The 14,983-nt window shown below is 69.9% G+C and carries 10 protein-coding genes and 1 pseudogene; 4 read left to right on the plus strand and 7 right to left on the minus strand.

Translation table 11 applies throughout. The features are described 5' to 3' along the window. Nucleotides 1-107: 107 nt before the first annotated feature. Both H6H00_RS29040 and H6H00_RS29045 read left to right on the plus strand, forming a co-directional pair. Nucleotides 108-1,169, plus strand: a complete 1,062-nt coding sequence (locus H6H00_RS29040) for a VldE C-terminal domain-containing protein (RefSeq protein ID WP_255425897.1) — start codon at nt 108-110, stop codon at nt 1,167-1,169. 469 nt (nt 1,170-1,638) lie between these two features. Next, nucleotides 1,639-3,228, plus strand: a complete 1,590-nt coding sequence (locus H6H00_RS29045) for an MFS transporter (RefSeq protein ID WP_185718812.1) — start codon at nt 1,639-1,641, stop codon at nt 3,226-3,228. 115 nt (nt 3,229-3,343) lie between these two features. Here H6H00_RS29045 and H6H00_RS29050 read toward each other — a convergent pair whose 3' ends face one another. Genes H6H00_RS29050 through H6H00_RS29060 form a run of 3 tightly spaced genes read right to left on the minus strand, consistent with a single transcriptional unit; the run spans nt 3,344 to nt 7,253 of the window. Further along, nucleotides 3,344-5,089 carry a UvrD-helicase domain-containing protein gene (locus H6H00_RS29050; RefSeq protein ID WP_185718813.1) on the minus strand — a complete coding sequence of 582 codons (1,746 nt, stop codon included), beginning with the start codon at nt 5,087-5,089 and terminating at the stop codon, nt 3,344-3,346. After that, nucleotides 5,086-6,780 (minus strand): ATP-dependent nuclease, encoded by a 1,695-nt coding sequence (locus H6H00_RS29055; RefSeq protein ID WP_185718814.1) that lies wholly within the window; start codon nt 6,778-6,780, stop codon nt 5,086-5,088. The genes H6H00_RS29050 and H6H00_RS29055 overlap by 4 nt, the downstream gene beginning before the upstream one ends. A gap of 23 nt (nt 6,781-6,803) precedes the next feature. After that, the gene (locus tag H6H00_RS29060; RefSeq protein ID WP_185718815.1) at nt 6,804-7,253 is read right to left on the minus strand and encodes a hypothetical protein; all 450 of its coding nucleotides are present in this window, start codon (nt 7,251-7,253) and stop codon (nt 6,804-6,806) included. Between the two features lie 51 nt (nt 7,254-7,304). Between H6H00_RS29060 and H6H00_RS29065 the strand changes: the two genes are divergently transcribed. Continuing rightward, complete coding sequence (locus H6H00_RS29065) at nt 7,305-7,736, plus strand: MerR family transcriptional regulator (protein ID WP_221775709.1); 432 nt, start codon at nt 7,305-7,307, stop codon at nt 7,734-7,736. 69 nt (nt 7,737-7,805) lie between these two features. After that, nucleotides 7,806-9,072 (plus strand): annotated as a pseudogene (locus H6H00_RS29070) (IS256 family transposase). 182 nt (nt 9,073-9,254) lie between these two features. Here H6H00_RS29070 and H6H00_RS29075 read toward each other — a convergent pair. The 4 genes from H6H00_RS29075 to H6H00_RS29090 all read right to left on the minus strand — a co-directional run bounded on the left by H6H00_RS29075 (nt 9,255) and on the right by H6H00_RS29090 (nt 14,890). Continuing rightward, entirely contained in the window at nt 9,255-10,115 is an 861-nt protein-coding gene (locus H6H00_RS29075) for a CPBP family intramembrane glutamic endopeptidase (RefSeq protein ID WP_221775710.1), read from the minus strand. 189 nt (nt 10,116-10,304) lie between these two features. Next, entirely contained in the window at nt 10,305-12,278 is a 1,974-nt protein-coding gene (locus H6H00_RS29080) for a S9 family peptidase (RefSeq protein ID WP_185718818.1), read from the minus strand. A 45-nt stretch (nt 12,279-12,323) separates the two neighbouring features. Further along, entirely contained in the window at nt 12,324-13,262 is a 939-nt protein-coding gene (locus H6H00_RS29085) for a DUF5996 family protein (RefSeq protein ID WP_185718819.1), read from the minus strand. Next, nucleotides 13,259-14,890, minus strand: a complete 1,632-nt coding sequence (locus tag H6H00_RS29090; RefSeq protein WP_185718820.1) for an MFS transporter — start codon at nt 14,888-14,890, stop codon at nt 13,259-13,261. The genes H6H00_RS29085 and H6H00_RS29090 overlap by 4 nt, the downstream gene beginning before the upstream one ends. Between the last annotated feature and the right edge of the window lie 93 nt (nt 14,891-14,983).

The following is a 14,983-nucleotide window of genomic DNA, read 5'->3' on the forward strand; positions in this document are numbered from 1 at the left end:
TCAATCCGGATCGTGCGGCACCCTCGGAGCGTGGACAGGGACGCGGCCGGTGCCGACCGCGGCCCTCCTCATTCGTCGTGAACGGGATCCAGCATGCCGCTGTGGCGATGCGCCGGCTCGGACTGCGCCTGACGATCGTCGCGATCGCGGTGGGTGTGCTGGCCGCACTGGTCGGAGTCGTGTTCGTCGCGATGTCAGCGGTGCTGAGCGCCGGATCCCGGCAGTCGGGGGCGTGCGGCCCGAGCAGTTCGGGAGTGCCGATCGAGGCCTCCGGCGAGGCGGAGACGACCGACGAGCAGCTCGTCAACGCAGCCGCCATCGTGGCCACCGGCCGCGACATGGGCGTCCCTGATCGCGGGCTGTGGGTGGCCCTGGGTACGGCGTTGCAGGAGTCCGGGCTGCGCAACCTCGACTACGGCGACCGGGACTCCCTCGGCCTGTTCCAGCAGCGCCCGTCACAGGGATGGGGCAGCCCCGCCCAGGTGCGCGACCCCCGTTACGCGGCCACCCGGTTCTACGAGCGGCTCGTCGAGGTCCCCGGCTGGACCGAGATGCCGCTGTGGCAGGCCGCACAGACCGTGCAGCGCTCGGCCTTCCCCCTGGCCTACGCCAAGTGGGAGCAGACCGCGGCCGACATCCTCGCCGAGGTGGACGGCAATCCCGGCCTGGTCGCTGCGGCCGCCGTGCAGAACTGCGCCCCCGGGTCGGTAACCCCGTTCGACGGCGGCGGGACCGGATGCGTCGAGGACGACCCGACCACCAACGGCTGCGTCACCTCCACGACGCTCTACGCCGTCACGCAGGCCGCCTCGGCGTTCGGCGGCCTGCGCCAGGGGCCGATCATCCGGTCCGCGGGCTGCCACGCGCCCCGGCCGGCGAACCCGACCAGCGACCACCCCCTCGGTAAGGGCTGCGACTTCTTCCCCGGCGCGGGCGGCCGGTTCGCCCGCGGGATCGAGGTCGACAACGGGTGGCGGGCCGCGGAGTGGTTCCGGGTCAACGCCGAGGCGCTGCAGGTCGACTACATCATCTGGCAGGGCCGCATCTGGACCCCTACGTCTGCGGATCAGGACGGCTGGGGGCGTCCCTATTCAGGGGGAGGCGTCTACGACCCCTCTGACGCGGTCGGCGGTCACTACGACCACATCCACGTCTCATTCGCGACGTAACGTGCATAGTTCCGCGGAGTGCCCGAATCGACGGTGAGTCGTTTCGACAATTTGGCACCGGCGGTTCCTCCGATCGATCCGGTGGCCGCGACCGGCAGCAGTAACTGTGCCGATCATCGCTCGTCGGATGCGAGCGGCGCGCGCCCTTCGGGTCATTAGCCACCACCCTCCGGCTCAGCGGGGCGGCCTGATGGACGTGGTTCCACTCCTCCACCACCCGCTCATGCGTTTCCTGCGCCGGACCGCGTAGGACCGACTAATCCTCTGGGCGGCGTCGGCGCTGGCACCGGCCACGTCGTCAAGCGCCTCACCCACCGGTCGAATGGAGCCCGAGCAGCCCAGTTGACAGACATACCCCCTCCCCGTACGTTCCGGTACCACTACCCCGTTCGGGTATGCGAGAGATGCACTGACCAGCGCGTGGTCCTGGGTGACACAACGCAGGACGACCACGAGGAGAGGAGTGCCGATGACCTCGGCAACGAGCCTGGGCGAGCCACTCGCCGGGCGCAAGGAATGGATGGCGCTGGGCCTGCTGGTCCTGCCGTCCCTGCTGCTGTTCATGATGTTGACCGTCTTGTTCCTGGCCATCCCTTACCTGGCCGCCGACCTGCAGCCCACCAGTACCCAGACGCTGTGGATCCTGGACATCTACGGCTTCCTGATGGCCGGCTTCCTCGTCCTGATGGGCACCGTCGCCGACCGGATCGGCCACCGGACCCTGCTGATCGCCGGCGCGTCGATCTTCGGCATCGTGTCCGTCGTCGCCGCGTTGACCGACGACCCCGCGATGATGATCGTGTGGCGCGCCGTGCTGGGCGTCGCGGCCGCGATGCAGATGCCGGCCACCCTCGGACTGATCTTCACGATCTTTCGGGACGCCAAGCAGCGCGGCGTCGCGATCGGTACCTGGGCCGCCGGCATCTCCGCCGGTGTCGCGCTCGGGCCGCTGCTGTCCGGACTGCTCCTGGAGGCGTTCTCCTGGCGCGCGACGTTCCTGGTCGCCGTCCCGGTGATGGCGATCGTTGTCATCGGCGCACCGTTCCTGCTCCCCGCCCATCACGGCTCCCAGGGCGCCAAGCTGGACTTCTTCAGCGCCCTGCTCCTGCTCGCGACGCTGCTGCCGTTGATCTACGGCATCAAGTCGCTCGCCACCGGCGAGTCGATCACCGTCTCCGCCGCGGCCATCGCCATCGGGGTCGCGTTCGGGATCTGGTTCGTGCTGCGCCAGCTGCGGTCGGCGGCGCCGCTGCTCGACGTGCGACTGTTCCGCAACCGCACCGTCAGCGGCGCCCTGGGCGTGTTCATCCTCTCGGCCACCGGTCTGGGCGGGGTGTATCTGATGTTCACCCAGTTCCTGCAGCTGGTGAAGGGCCTGTCGCCGATCCAGACGGGGTTCGCGATCCTGCCTGCCGCGCTCGTGCTGATCATCGTCGCCACCAGCTCGCCGATCATCGCCCGCCGCTTCCGGCCCGGGAACGTCATCGCCGTCGGCCTGACCGTGCAGGTGGTCGGCTACCTGCTGCTGACCCAGGTCGACGCCGCCACCGGACTGCCGCTACTCATCGCCGGGTTCGTCGTGCTCTACCCCGCCGTCGCCCCATCCATGGCGCTCACCACCGACCTCGTCGTGGGCTCGGTGCCGCCAGAGAAGGCCGGCTCGGCCGGCGGACTCGCGTCCACCGTGAACGACCTGGGCATCTCCCTCGGCGTCGCGATCGTCGGCAGCATCGGCGCCGCCGTCTACACCGGCAAGATCGCCACGACCCTGCCCGCCGGTCTGCCCGCCGACGCCGACGCCGCGGCCCGCGAGAGTCTCGACAACGCCGCCGCCGTCGCCGGACAGCTACCCGCCGACCTCGGCACAGCGCTGCTGACCACGGCCCGGGACGCGTTCTCCAGCGGTCTCAACGCCGGCGCCGCCACCGCCGCGGTCATCGCCGCAGCGGGGGCGCTCCTGGCCGCCACCCTGCTCCGCCACGTCCCGCCGACCGGATCTAGCGCCGCGCTGTCCCCGGCCGACGAACCCGTCGAGACCGGCGCCGTCACGGACCGCTGACCAGAACCCACGCAGGTCGCGGCCGGGCACTCCCGGCCGCGACCTGCTACGACAGGAGGAATCGACGTGATCAGCGTTAGCACACCCGCCACCGAGACGCTCGACAACTGTGCACTCACCCGCCCTCGATCCTTCTCCGGAGGAAACCGGCCCGCTGCAGGCTGTCAATCACCGCGGTTGAGGTGTTGGTAGGGAGCGCGATGGCGCAGTACTTCCGCGCCCGCGTGAGCGCCACGTAGAGGATCCGCTGCTCTTCCGCATGCTCGGGCGGCACCTGCTCCCCGCGCAGATGCGCGGTCCACGTCTCGGCCTCAGGTGGCCGGTAGGGCGACGTCCGGCCGCGCGCCACGACCAGGACCGCCTCCCGCGTCGCACCCTTCACATCGTGGACCGAGCGCGCGGCGAAGCCCGGCGAGGGCCGCGTGAAGTAGTCGCCCGCGACGACATCGCCCTGGTCGGCCGCGCTGCGCAGAACATCACCGGACCGTCGCACCGGCACGGCGACCAGCTCGGAGGCGACGCCGCGGAGCACGACGGCCGCGTCGCGGATCCACTGTTGCAGCGGCAGACCGAGCGCGGGCGCTGCGGTTATCAGGTCGATGGTGGCGTTCCGGACCTGCCGCCGCCCCTCGGGATCGAGACCGTCGAGGCTGTCGGCCTCCCCCCAGGCCGCGTAGGCGATGATCTTGTCGACCGCGACGAGGTCGTGGCGGCCCGCTGTGCCATGACGCAACGCCATCACCGCGCGTCCCAACGCCTTGGGTCGCGGGGCACATTCGACCCGCTCGGCCTGGTTGTTGAGGAGGGTGACGAGCGCGTTGTTGCGCGCGAGCACAGTCGTGGTCGTCGGGTCGATTCCCAGCGCGGCGATGCGGCCGAGGAAGTGGTCGGTCGCCGTCGTCGGCTGCGCCGGGTCGTAGAAGACGATCTCCGGGCGCGCTGTGAAGTCGGCGTGCTCGCCGACCGCCACGTCCGGCTGGTCCCGGGAACAGAAGTGGACGGCCACGTCGCAGATGAGCTGCGACGACCGGTGGTTCTCCACCAGAGGAACCGACCGCATCCCGCGGTCGGCCACGAGCCGGTGCACGCCCTGCGGAGTGGCCCCCTGGAACGCGTAGATCGACTGGTCGACATCACCGACGAGGACCAGTGACCGCAGCCGCCCCGTGCCGGACAGCTCGGTGAGGCAGGCGAGTTGCAGCTCGCTCGTGTCCTGCGCCTCATCGACCAGTAGTTCGTCGAACCGGCCCGCCACCGCGGCAGCCGCACCCGGCACATCACGCAGCACACGCAGGGACCAGTACATCGCGTCGTCGAAGGTCGCGCGTCCACGGGCCGCGGCACGCCTCTTCATGATCGCGGCCTCTGCACTCCCGGCTGCGGTGATCTGGTCGCGGCTCCAGCCAGGCAGGCTCTTGCCGCAGTAGAGCAGCGATCCGTCCGGGCGGAAGCGGAACCCGCCGAGCGGGGCTCGCCAGCGGTTGTCGCCGTTCAGGCGGACGTCGTCGCCCGCATTCTCGGCGTCGACGAGGTGCGGCGATGAGCAGCCCATCACGATGTGGGCAAAGGGATAGAAGACGTACTGGAGCAGGAACTTGTGGACGGTGCCGATGAAGCTCTCCGGGCCGACGGTTCTTCCGAGCTCGGAGCTGATCACCTCGCGGATCTGGTCGACCCCGATGTTCGTATAGGACGTGGCCGCGACCCGATCGCCGGCCTGCGCGCGAACCACGAACCTCGCCCCGGCGGTTCGGGTCTTCCCGCTCCCTGGACACGCCGTCAGCAGGAAGTCGGGAGGGGCGTCGACCACCAGACGCTGCGCCGGCGTGAGGTAGCCGGGTTCGTCGAGCGGGTCGGTCACGGCGTGACCCACTCCACGGCTTCCCGGATGTAGGGAGGCACGACGAACTCGACGTCCGGGATCTCGATGATGGCCGCGAGTTCCTGCGCGAACCGGCCCTTGACGTCGGAAATCGCGACAAGGATCCGATCGGCTCGTTCCTCGTCGCCGAGCGGGGCGAGTTCGGTGGCGAGTCGAGCGGCGACTCGGGGCTTGATCGGCAGCAGCGCCGTGACAAGCACCTTCCAGTTCCCTGCGGCGGCCAGGTCCCATTCCAGGGTTCTGCGGGCGAGGCGAACCTGCAAGGTGTCGCTCTGCATCCCGAGGAGGGCGGACGCGCGGGCGGACCTGTCCGGTGGGTCCTCGGCGATGTCCGATCCCGCCGCCGGCGGATCGGCGTCGGAGAGAACCGCGCACCGGCAGGGAAGGCGGTCCGGGCCGAACAGCCCGATGAACGGAGCGAAGGCTATGCCGCCGACGTTGATCATGGCGACACCGTGCCGGGGCAACGGCCGACCCGATCGGTCGGCGAGGACGGGCAACAGGAGCTGCTCGGCCACCCCCTCGACGAGGATCACGCCCCGGGCGAACAACAGCGACGACTTCGTCGCGTCCAGGAACCGGCGGAGATGTCCGAGCTCGCGCGGACCGAGGCCGAACTCGCGCGGCGCCCGCGCCGAGCTGGGCGAGTCCTCCGTCCCAGCGATCATGACCGTCACCCGCTCGACGCGGGCCGCCGATGCCAGGTTCGGGGAGTGGCTCGACAGCACGACCTGCGTGCCGTTGCCGCTCTCGCTCTCCAGGTAGCGCATGAGCAGGTCCTGGAGCTGTGGATGCAGATGGGCCTCGGGCTCCTCTACGAGCAGCAGTCGCAACGCTGCGTCCCGATTGTCGGCCAGCGCCGCCAGCACGACCGCGATGTAGATCAGGTTGTTGTAGCCCAGCCCGTTCTCGGCCAGCTCGAGCGGCACAGACGGCCCGGCCAGCGCACGTAGCGTCGCCACGATCCGGTCGAAGCGGGGATCGGCGAACGCCAGGTCCGTCTGCTGCGTGAACCCGCCCGAGCCGGTCATGCCGCCCAGGCGTCTCTGGATGCTCGTTCGGGCCTCGACGACCGCTCCGACCTGGCTCAGTGCAACGTTGGCCTCCGCGGTGATCCGCTCGATCTCGACCCGATCATCGTGCCCGACCGGAGCCAGTGCGGCGAGCAGCCCGACGAGTCGGTTGTCCCGGCCCGGGCGCAGGTCCGCCGCGGCGTCCCGCAGCGCCGGCAGGTACGTGAAGACGACCGCTTCACGGGCCCACGCCTCGACTTCGGCGTGCTGGCTGTCCCCGCCGAACCACTCGACGTCGACCCGACCTGTCGCCCGCCTCGTCGCCCGCAGCCGCAGCCTCGCGCATCCCGCCCCCAGCGACGGCGCGAGGCAGGTCACCATCCGCGCCTGCTCCTGGGAGGTCAGCCCGGTGAGCTGCGCCTCCAGCTCCAGGACGTCCGTGGTGCGCACGCCGGCAGGGTCGTGCCGAAAGTCCTGCTCGGTGATCCACTTCCGGCCCCGCGGCCCGGTCTCCGGGGTGAACAGCAGGCGCAGCGCGTCGATGACGCTGGACTTGCCCGAGCTGTTCTCCCCCAACAGCACCGCCAGCGGCTCGCACAGCGGGATGCAGCCCTCCAGATTGCGGAAGCCGGTTACGACCAGTGCACGAACGAACACGGCTGGACATCGGACATACTTCGCTAACCGTTACGTCCCACTCGCGAATGGCTGAGCCGCCGACGGAGCCGCACCCGGACCGCGATCACGTGCACCGTGGCCGAGCCGAGCATGAAGTAGCTGCTCGCGGCATGCCACGACTGGTCGGGCGGCACACCCACCAACCGGAGAAGACCCGTCACGACCATCGCGGCCGTTCCGACCAGGAACACCCAGTAGGCGAGGGTCCGAACCGTCGACCTGCTCGAACTGCGACCATGGCGTCCGACCAACACGCGCAGCCGCCGCGTCCGAAGATGATGACCGACGAGTCCGATCAGAGCGCAACCGACGAGAACATGGGCCAGAAAGATCGGCAGCGCCAGCCAGCAGACCACCGCCACGACGCCGACCGGGATGTCCGTACGCCAGGCCACCGGAACCCGCGCCAATTGTCTCCGCACCGAGCCCCACACTGCACCGATCGCTATCATCTCTCGATGGTGCAAGCTCAAGCTGACTTGAACACAAGGTCGGAACTCGAGTTGAAGCCGATCGACGAGGTCGGCCGACTGCTCGGGATGGCGTCGTCGGCGTTGCGGTACTACGACGAGCGCGGTCTCGTCCCCGCAGCCGCCCGCAGCAAAGGAAAGCGTTGGTACGGCCCACACGAGCTTCGACGCCTGGCCTTCATCAAGATTGCCCAGCGACTCGGAATCCCGCTCGCCACGGTGGCCGCGATCCTCGACGCACCGGGACCGGACTGGCGGACGACCGTACGCGCGCAGATCGGCGACCTCGACCACCTCATCGAGCAGGCGAAGGGCGCTCGCCACTTCCTGGAGCACGCGCTCGACTGCCCCGTCGACCACCCGGCCCGCGACTGCAGCTCGATGACGGACGCGCTCGACCACATCGTCGACGGAGGAACCGTGGAACAGCTGGCTGACAGTCACTTCTACAGGAGCACCCGGTAGTTCGGGACTGTCCGACGAACGGTGTAACTGGTCCGACACGCCGAGCGCAGCTCGGGGGAGGGATCAGCAATGACCGAGACGATCGAGCCTGTGCCGGATCGGATTGATCAGCAGCAGCTCGCCCAGCAGTTGGTGGAAGCAGCCCGGGCCGAGGGGGTGGAGCTTGTCGGCCCGGGCGGTCTGCTTACCGGGTTGACGAAGACGGTGCTCGAGACCGCACTGGAGGCGGAGATGACCGAGCACCTGGGCTATGACCGCCACGACCGGGCCGGGCAGGAGAACCCCAACTCCCGCAACGGGACTCGCGTCAAGACGGTGCTGACCGAGATCGGGCCGGTGCAGATCGAGGTGCCCCGTGACCGGGACGCCAGCTTCGACCCGGTCATCGTGCGCAAGCGCCAACGGCGTCTGGACGGCATCGACGAGATCGTGTTGTCGCTGACCGCCCGCGGCCTGACCACCGGGGAGGTGGCGGCGCATTTCGACGAGGTCTACGGCGCGAAGGTCTCCAAGGACACGATCTCGCGGATCACCGACAAGGTCCTCGACGAGTTGGGCGAATGGGCCCAGCGTCCGCTCGACGCGGTCTACCCGGTGCTGTTCATCGACGCCATCCACATCAAGGTCCGCGACGGCCAGGTCACCAACCGGCCCTTCTACGTCGTCATCGGCGTCACCGTGGACGGGCACCGCGACATCCTCGGGATCTGGGCCGGCGACGGCGGCGAGGGCGCGAAGTACTGGCTCCACGTCCTGACCGAGATCAAGAACCGCGGCGTGGTCGACGCCTGCATCGTGGTCTGCGACGGCCTGAAAGGCCTCCCGGAGTCGATCACCACCGTGTGGCCCCCACGCGCTGGTCCAGGCCTGTGTGCTGCACCTGATCCGCAACACCTTCCGCTACGCCTCCCGCCGCTACTGGGAACAGATGGCGCGGGATCTGCGCCCGGTCTACACCGCGCCCACCGAGGCGGCCGCCGAGGACCGGTTCGCCGAGTTCGCCGCGACCTGGGGCGGGCAGTACCCGGCGATCATCGCGTTGTGGCGCTCGGCCTGGTCGGAGTTCGTGCCGTTCCTCGACTACGACGTCGAGATCCGGAAGGTCATCTGCAGCACGAACGCGATCGAGTCGATCAACGCCCGCTACCGGCGCGCGGTCAAGGCCCGCGGCCACTTCCCGACCGAGCAGGCCGCGCTCAAGTGCCTCTACCTGGTCACCCGAGCGCTCGACCCGACCGGGAAGGGCCGGGCCCGGTGGGCGATGCGCTGGAAGCCGGCGCTGAACGCCTTCGCGATCACCTTCGCCGGACGTATCGTTCCCAGCAACGGAAGCTAGCCATCACGACCGGTTACACCGTTCATCTGACACTCCCGATCAGGTCGTCTGGTCGATCTCGTTGTGGCGCGCAGGACCGGGATTACGGCGAGAACGATGCGAGGCAGGGACCCCGATGAAGCGTCGCCGACCTCCACGGGTACGCAGCGAAATGAGAGTCGGGCGGGCGGACCGGTCAACCGCTATGCCGTCGCCCGATGCCTCCGCTCGTACCCCCAGATGAACGCCACCATCGCGAGGTTCGCGGCGCCGAGGATCAGCAGGGAAGCATCGCCGGTGTCGGTGGAGCGGTCGATGGCGACCTCACCACCCCCCGACATCATGTTGTTGAGAACGCCGGCGATGACGTTGTTGACGACGTGGAAGGCGATCGGCGCCTCCATCCCTCCGCTCACGATCGCCATCAACCCGGTACTGACTCCGACCAGCGTGAAGTACCCAGCCAGCCACGGGTCGGTGGAGCCGTGGACGGCAGCGAAGATCAGGCTGGAGACCACGAGTCCAACGGTCAGGGCGGGCCGGACCGCGCGAAGCCAGCTCGCGGCGGCAGGCAGCATGACGCATCGGTAAGTCAGCTCCTCACCGATTGACTGGATCGGGGTTGTGAGGAGGGTGACTGCCAGGAGCGCGACCGTCGTGCCGGTGATCGCAAAGCCGGTCCAGTTCGTCGACTCGGGCGCGACGATTGCCACGGTTCCCAGTCCTGCGCCCACCATCACCACCGCGCCGGCCCCGTAGTGGATCAGCCGTCGTCGGTCGAACGCCCGCTGCGGGGTGAGCAGGAGGCGCCACGGCACGCGGGTCATCCACACGAGCAGCAGGATCGCCACCAGGCCCGTCGCGCCGATGCTGAGGTTGGCGGCCAGCGACTTCAACGGGGTGAGCCCGGGGGCGAACGGGTCGTCGCTCCCCTCGACGACCCCGACGATCACGTAGGCCGCGATCTGCAGCACCACGAGAGTCAGCGGCAACGCAAGGACGAGCACGAGTGGTTTCCACCAACTCATCTGCAGGTGAGCGCCGAACGGACGTGTGGTGTCCACGGCCGGGTGGGTCGGTCGACCGTCGTGGCCGTTACGTGATGGGATGGATTTCAGGCGTGCGGTCGCCGCTGCCGCTTCTTCGTTATCAGATGTAGTCATGAGTGGTTGCCCTTTACGTCAGATCAGATGGTGAGTGACGAGTTCCAATGCCGCCCCGGTGAGCGAAAGAACGGGAATCGCGCCGCAGCGTCACGGGCGAGCGCGCACTCTGCGGTCCGCAGTCCTTCTCTCGTCATCCGACCGGGCAGCGTGTCGTCCGCCCAGATGCTCGGCGAAGTGGTGCTCGATCGCCCGGTACAGCCGAAGCCGATTGCTCTCGTTCTCGAACCCGTGCCCCTCGTCCCCGGCGAGCAGGTACTCGACCGGCACACCGCGCTCGCGTAGAGAGGCGACGATCCGGTCGGACTGTGCCTGGGGGACGCGGACGTCGTTGGCTCCCTGGGCGACCAACAGTGGCGTCCGGATCCGGTCCACCATCGTGATCGGCGAGCGCGCGATCAGCTCGGCCTCCTGCTCGGGGACGTCGGGGTCGCCGAGGTAGCGGTACCAGCTGTTGGCGTTGTAGCGGCGAGTGAACGGCGGGAGGGCCCGCAGGGCGGCGACGAGGTCGGAAACGCCCACGTAGTCGACCGCCGCGGCGAACCGGTCGGGGGTGACGGTGATCGCGCGCAGGACGGCGTACCCGCCGTAGGAGACACCGGAGATCCCGACCCGGCCGGGATCGGTGTATCCCTGCGCCACCGCCCAGTCGATGCCGTCGTCCAGGTCGTCCTGCATGGCCCGGCCGTACTCTCCGACGGCCGCGGTCAGGTGCCTGCGCCCGTATCCGAGAGAGCCGCGGTAGTTGACCTGCAGTACCGCGTAGCCGCGGTTGGCCAGCATCTGGACCTCGGGGTTGTAGCCCCAGAAGTCCTGCACCCAGGGGCCGCCGTGTACCAGCAGCACCGTCGGCAGGTTCCGCGGCTCCACGCCGACCGGCAGGGTGAGGTAGCCGGGCAGCTCCAGACCGTCCCGGGCGGGGAACTGCACGGCCCGCATCGGGGCCATGTCGGCCGGGTCCAGGTCCGGGTAGGGCTGGAACAGGCGGCGTCGCTCGCCGGTGGCGTGGTCGTAGAACCAGCTCACCCCCGGCTCGCGGTCGTGGATGAAGGTGACGATCCAGCGCCGGCCCGACATGTCGGAGGAGACCGTGCCGAGCACCCCGTCGGACAGGGTGGCGAGCTCCGCGTACACCGGCGCGAAGTCCGGGTCCAGGACCTCGATGTGCGGCCGGTCGTCGACGAAGCGGGCAGCGATCGCCTGGCCTGTGCCCGGGTGGAGGTACACGGCCGGAGGGAGGATCCCGGGGGCCAGGATGCCCATGACGTCCAGGCTGCGGCCCTCGACGGCCGCGACGACGGTCTCCTCGCCGGTCTCCCGATCGATCCGGACCAGCTGCAGGTCGTCGCCGTCGCGAAATGATCCGACGAGCAGGCCGTCGCCGTCAGGCGTCACCAGCTGGGGCTGCACGCTCAGCGGATACTCCGCGCCACCCATGCGGCGGAGCAGCCGAGGGTTCCCGGTGGTGCGGTCGATACCGGAGACGGCGACGGTCCCGTCCTCCTCGGTCACGATGAGGAACGCCGGAACACCGCGGCGGTCGAGGAGCGTCGCGGCCAGCGGGTCGGTCTCGTGATGGTGCAGCACGACCTCACCGGTAGCGACGTCGACCCGGTGGACGTCGATGCGCCCGACGTCCGGGTTCATCGTGGCCAGCACGGTGCCGGGCGCCGAGGACAGCGTCTCGACGCCGAACACGCGCGAGCCCGGCCCCATCGGGGTGAGGTCGACCGCCGGGGCGGACGGGTCGTCGAGGTCGACGCGGTAGAGGTGGAAGTCCTCGTCGCCGTCGGTGTCCTGCAGGTAGAGCAGCCAGCGGGGGTCGTCGGTCCAGTGGTAGGTGGTGATGCCGCGGCGGGTGTCGTGGGTGACGGGGATGGCGTCGTCGTGGGTCTGGTCGACGCCGCGCACCCAGACGTTGCGCCGTCCGAGGTGCGGTGCCACGTAGGCGATCCGGATGCCGTCCGGAGAGATCGTGGGCACGACGAACGCCGGGTCGGCGAAGAACTCCTCGATCTCGACGAGCCTCGGCTGCGTGTCCGGGGCGGTGTCCGCGACGGTCATGTGATGTCCTCTCGTGGTGCAACGGGCGGAGCGGAGCCCGACCGGTCAGGTCGCTGGGGTGTGGCGCCATCGGAAGGGGTCGTCCTCGAGCCCGAGGCGGTCCCAGTACCCGCGGTTCGCGGCGGCTTCGTAGGAGCTGTGGAGGAACTCGGCGACCGCGCGATCCGGGTCGGGTGCGGCGCGGGCGACCTCGTAGGGCAGCAGGAACTGTTGGAACTCGGGGCTCCAGAACGCGCCTTCGGGAGCGACCGGATGGTCGGCGAACCCGTCGGGGCCGGGGTAGGCGTAGGAGTAGAAGGCGCCCTCCTCGCCGCCGCCGGGCCAGAACCCGCAGCTGGACAGCTCCCGGGAGTAGCCCTCGACCATCACCCAGTCCCCGCAGTTCGGTACGCCGCCGGGGTGCGGCGGGGCGGGCCGTCCGGAGAAGCGGGTGCAGGCCAGGTCCATGCCTCCCCAGAAGAAGTGCACCGGGGAGACCTTGCCGACGAAGTGCGACCGGAACTCCCCGATCACCCGGTTCGCCTGCAGTAGCTGCCGCCAGAACAGGGCGGCCGACTCGCGGTCGTAGGAGTCGTGGACGTGGTCCTCGGCGAACGGGATCGCCGGGTCGACCTCGTTGGGGTGCGGCCGGATCGGGGCCTCGATCGCGAGCTCATCGAGCGCGGCCATGACCCGGGCATAGAACTCCGCGACCGGCATCGGCCGCAGCGGGACGGTCCGGGTGCCGGTGTCGCTGCTGCGGATCTCCAGCCGGTGGGCGAGGAAGTCGAACTCGATCTCGAAGGCGCCGGTGCCGTACGGAACGGCTGAGGTCGTCAGCCCGCGCGGGGTGACGTAGAGAGCCACCTGCCACCAGTGATTGACCAGCGGGGCGTGCGCCATGCGGATCTTGCCCACGATCTGGGTCCACATGTGCACGGTCTCGCGCGTGGGCGTCCAGTCGCCGACCCGCAGGCTCGGCCAGTTCGTCGTCGATGTGGTCATCGGTCGTCACGTCCTTCGGCACCACGCGAGGTGGCAGTCGTCGTGTGGGTGTCCTGCGAGTCAGGTGCTCGATCCGTCACCCGTCGCCGGTCGGCGGAGTCCGTCCCGGTGGCCGCGCCTGAGAACAGGGCGGCGCCCGGTCGGCCGGGGTGAATCTGCGGCCCGGTGACCGCACAGTGCGCGTAGGAGGCGGGCCGGATGCGGGTGCCCGGCCCCGCCGCGCCCCGCTCTGCGACGGGGCGGCGGACGAACGCCGTCGCGAGCACGGCGGCGAGGACCATGAGCGTGGCGCTGATCAGCATCGCCGTCCGGAAGCCGGCGCCGAACGCGGTGGCGTCGGTGTAGTCCCCGCCGGTGATCCCGGCCGCGACCGGGATCACGGCGACGGCCAGAAGACCGGCCGCGCGTGCGATCGCGTTGTTGACCCCGGAGGCGACGCCGGCATTCCGGTCCGGCGCCGAGTCCAGGACCGTCGAGGTCAGCGGGGACACCACGAGCGTCAACCCGAGGCCGAACACGACCACCGGAACCAGCACGTCAGCGAGGACCGACGCGTCCGCCTCGATCCGGGACATGAGGACGAGACCGACGGCGGCGATCAGGGTGCCCCCCGCGATCGGGATCCGCGGGCCGATCCGCTGGCCGAGCCGCCCGGCGTGGGCGGACAGCGCGAGCATGATCACCGTCACCGGGAGGAGCGCCGCACCGGCCTGCAGGGGTGTGAGTCCGACTACCACCTGTAGCTGCAGCACCAGGAGCACGAACACTCCCCCGAGCGCGGCATAGACCATCATCGTCACGGCGTTTGCGGCGCTGAACGGCGCGTTGCGGAACAGCGACATCGGCACCAGCGGGTGGGTCGACCGGCGCTCGACCAGCACGAAGCCGACCAGCGCCAGCACGCCGGCCGCACCGACCGACACCACCACTGCGTCGACGCCCTGCTCACCGGCTGCGGTGAGGGCGTAGGTCAGGCCCGCCAGCCCCAGCACGGCGAGCGACGTTCCGGCGAGGTCGAGCCGCGGGGCGGCGTCGGGGTCGCGGGACTCCGGGACGTGCCGCGCCGCCACCACCACGATGAGGACGGCGACCGGCAAGTTCACCAAGAACACCGCCCGCCAGCTCCACTCGACCAGCCAGCCGCCGAGGAACGGGCCGAAGGCCCCGGCGATGCCACCGAGCCCCGACCACGCCCCGACCGCCGCCGCCCGGTCGGCGCCGTGGAAGGAGGCGGCGATGATCGCGAGGCTCCCGGGGGTGAGTAGCGCCCCACCGACGCCCTGCAGCGCCCGGGCGGCGATCAGCATCTCGATGTTCTGAGCCGCACCACACAGCAACGACGCGACCGCGAACCAGACGACGCCGATCACGAACACCCGTCGGCGGCCGAATCGGTCTCCCAGCGATCCACCGAGCAGGATCAGTGACGCCAGCGTGAGGGTGTAGGCGTTGAGCGTCCACTGCAGACCCGAGAAGCCGGTTCCGAGCTCGGCGCCGATCCGGCCCAGCGCGATGTTGATCACAGTGGCGTCGAGCATCGCCAGGCCCGACCCGAGCACGGTCGCGAGCAGCACCCAGCGGCCGCGCGAGGTTCCCATCCGCAAGTGCGGTTCTGCCGTGTCGGCCATGGCGGTTCCTTCCGGGTCAGGGGTCGGGAAGAAGCGGTACCGACGACCCCGGGGCCGCACTCCAGCGCCCGGTGCGCTCGGGCGGGCCGTCGA

This window comes from Pseudonocardia petroleophila, from assembly GCF_014235185.1.
Classification (GTDB): Bacteria; Actinomycetota; Actinomycetes; order Mycobacteriales; family Pseudonocardiaceae; genus Pseudonocardia; species Pseudonocardia petroleophila.

What these genes read in the sequence shown, in the direction of transcription:
- H6H00_RS29045 (WP_185718812.1), top strand. Translation starts at nt 1,639, where the DNA reads ATGACCTCGGCAACGAGCCTGGGCGAGCCACTCGCCGGGCGCAAGGAA.
- H6H00_RS29040 (WP_255425897.1), top strand. Translation starts at nt 108, where the DNA reads ATGCGCCGGCTCGGACTGCGCCTGACGATCGTCGCGATCGCGGTGGGT.
- H6H00_RS29080 (WP_185718818.1), bottom strand. Translation starts at nt 12,278, where the DNA reads ATGACCGTCGCGGACACCGCCCCGGACACGCAGCCGAGGCTCGTCGAG.
- H6H00_RS29090 (WP_185718820.1), bottom strand. Translation starts at nt 14,890, where the DNA reads ATGGCCGACACGGCAGAACCGCACTTGCGGATGGGAACCTCGCGCGGC.
- H6H00_RS29085 (WP_185718819.1), bottom strand. Translation starts at nt 13,262, where the DNA reads ATGACCACATCGACGACGAACTGGCCGAGCCTGCGGGTCGGCGACTGG.
- H6H00_RS29060 (WP_185718815.1), bottom strand. Translation starts at nt 7,253, where the DNA reads ATGATAGCGATCGGTGCAGTGTGGGGCTCGGTGCGGAGACAATTGGCG.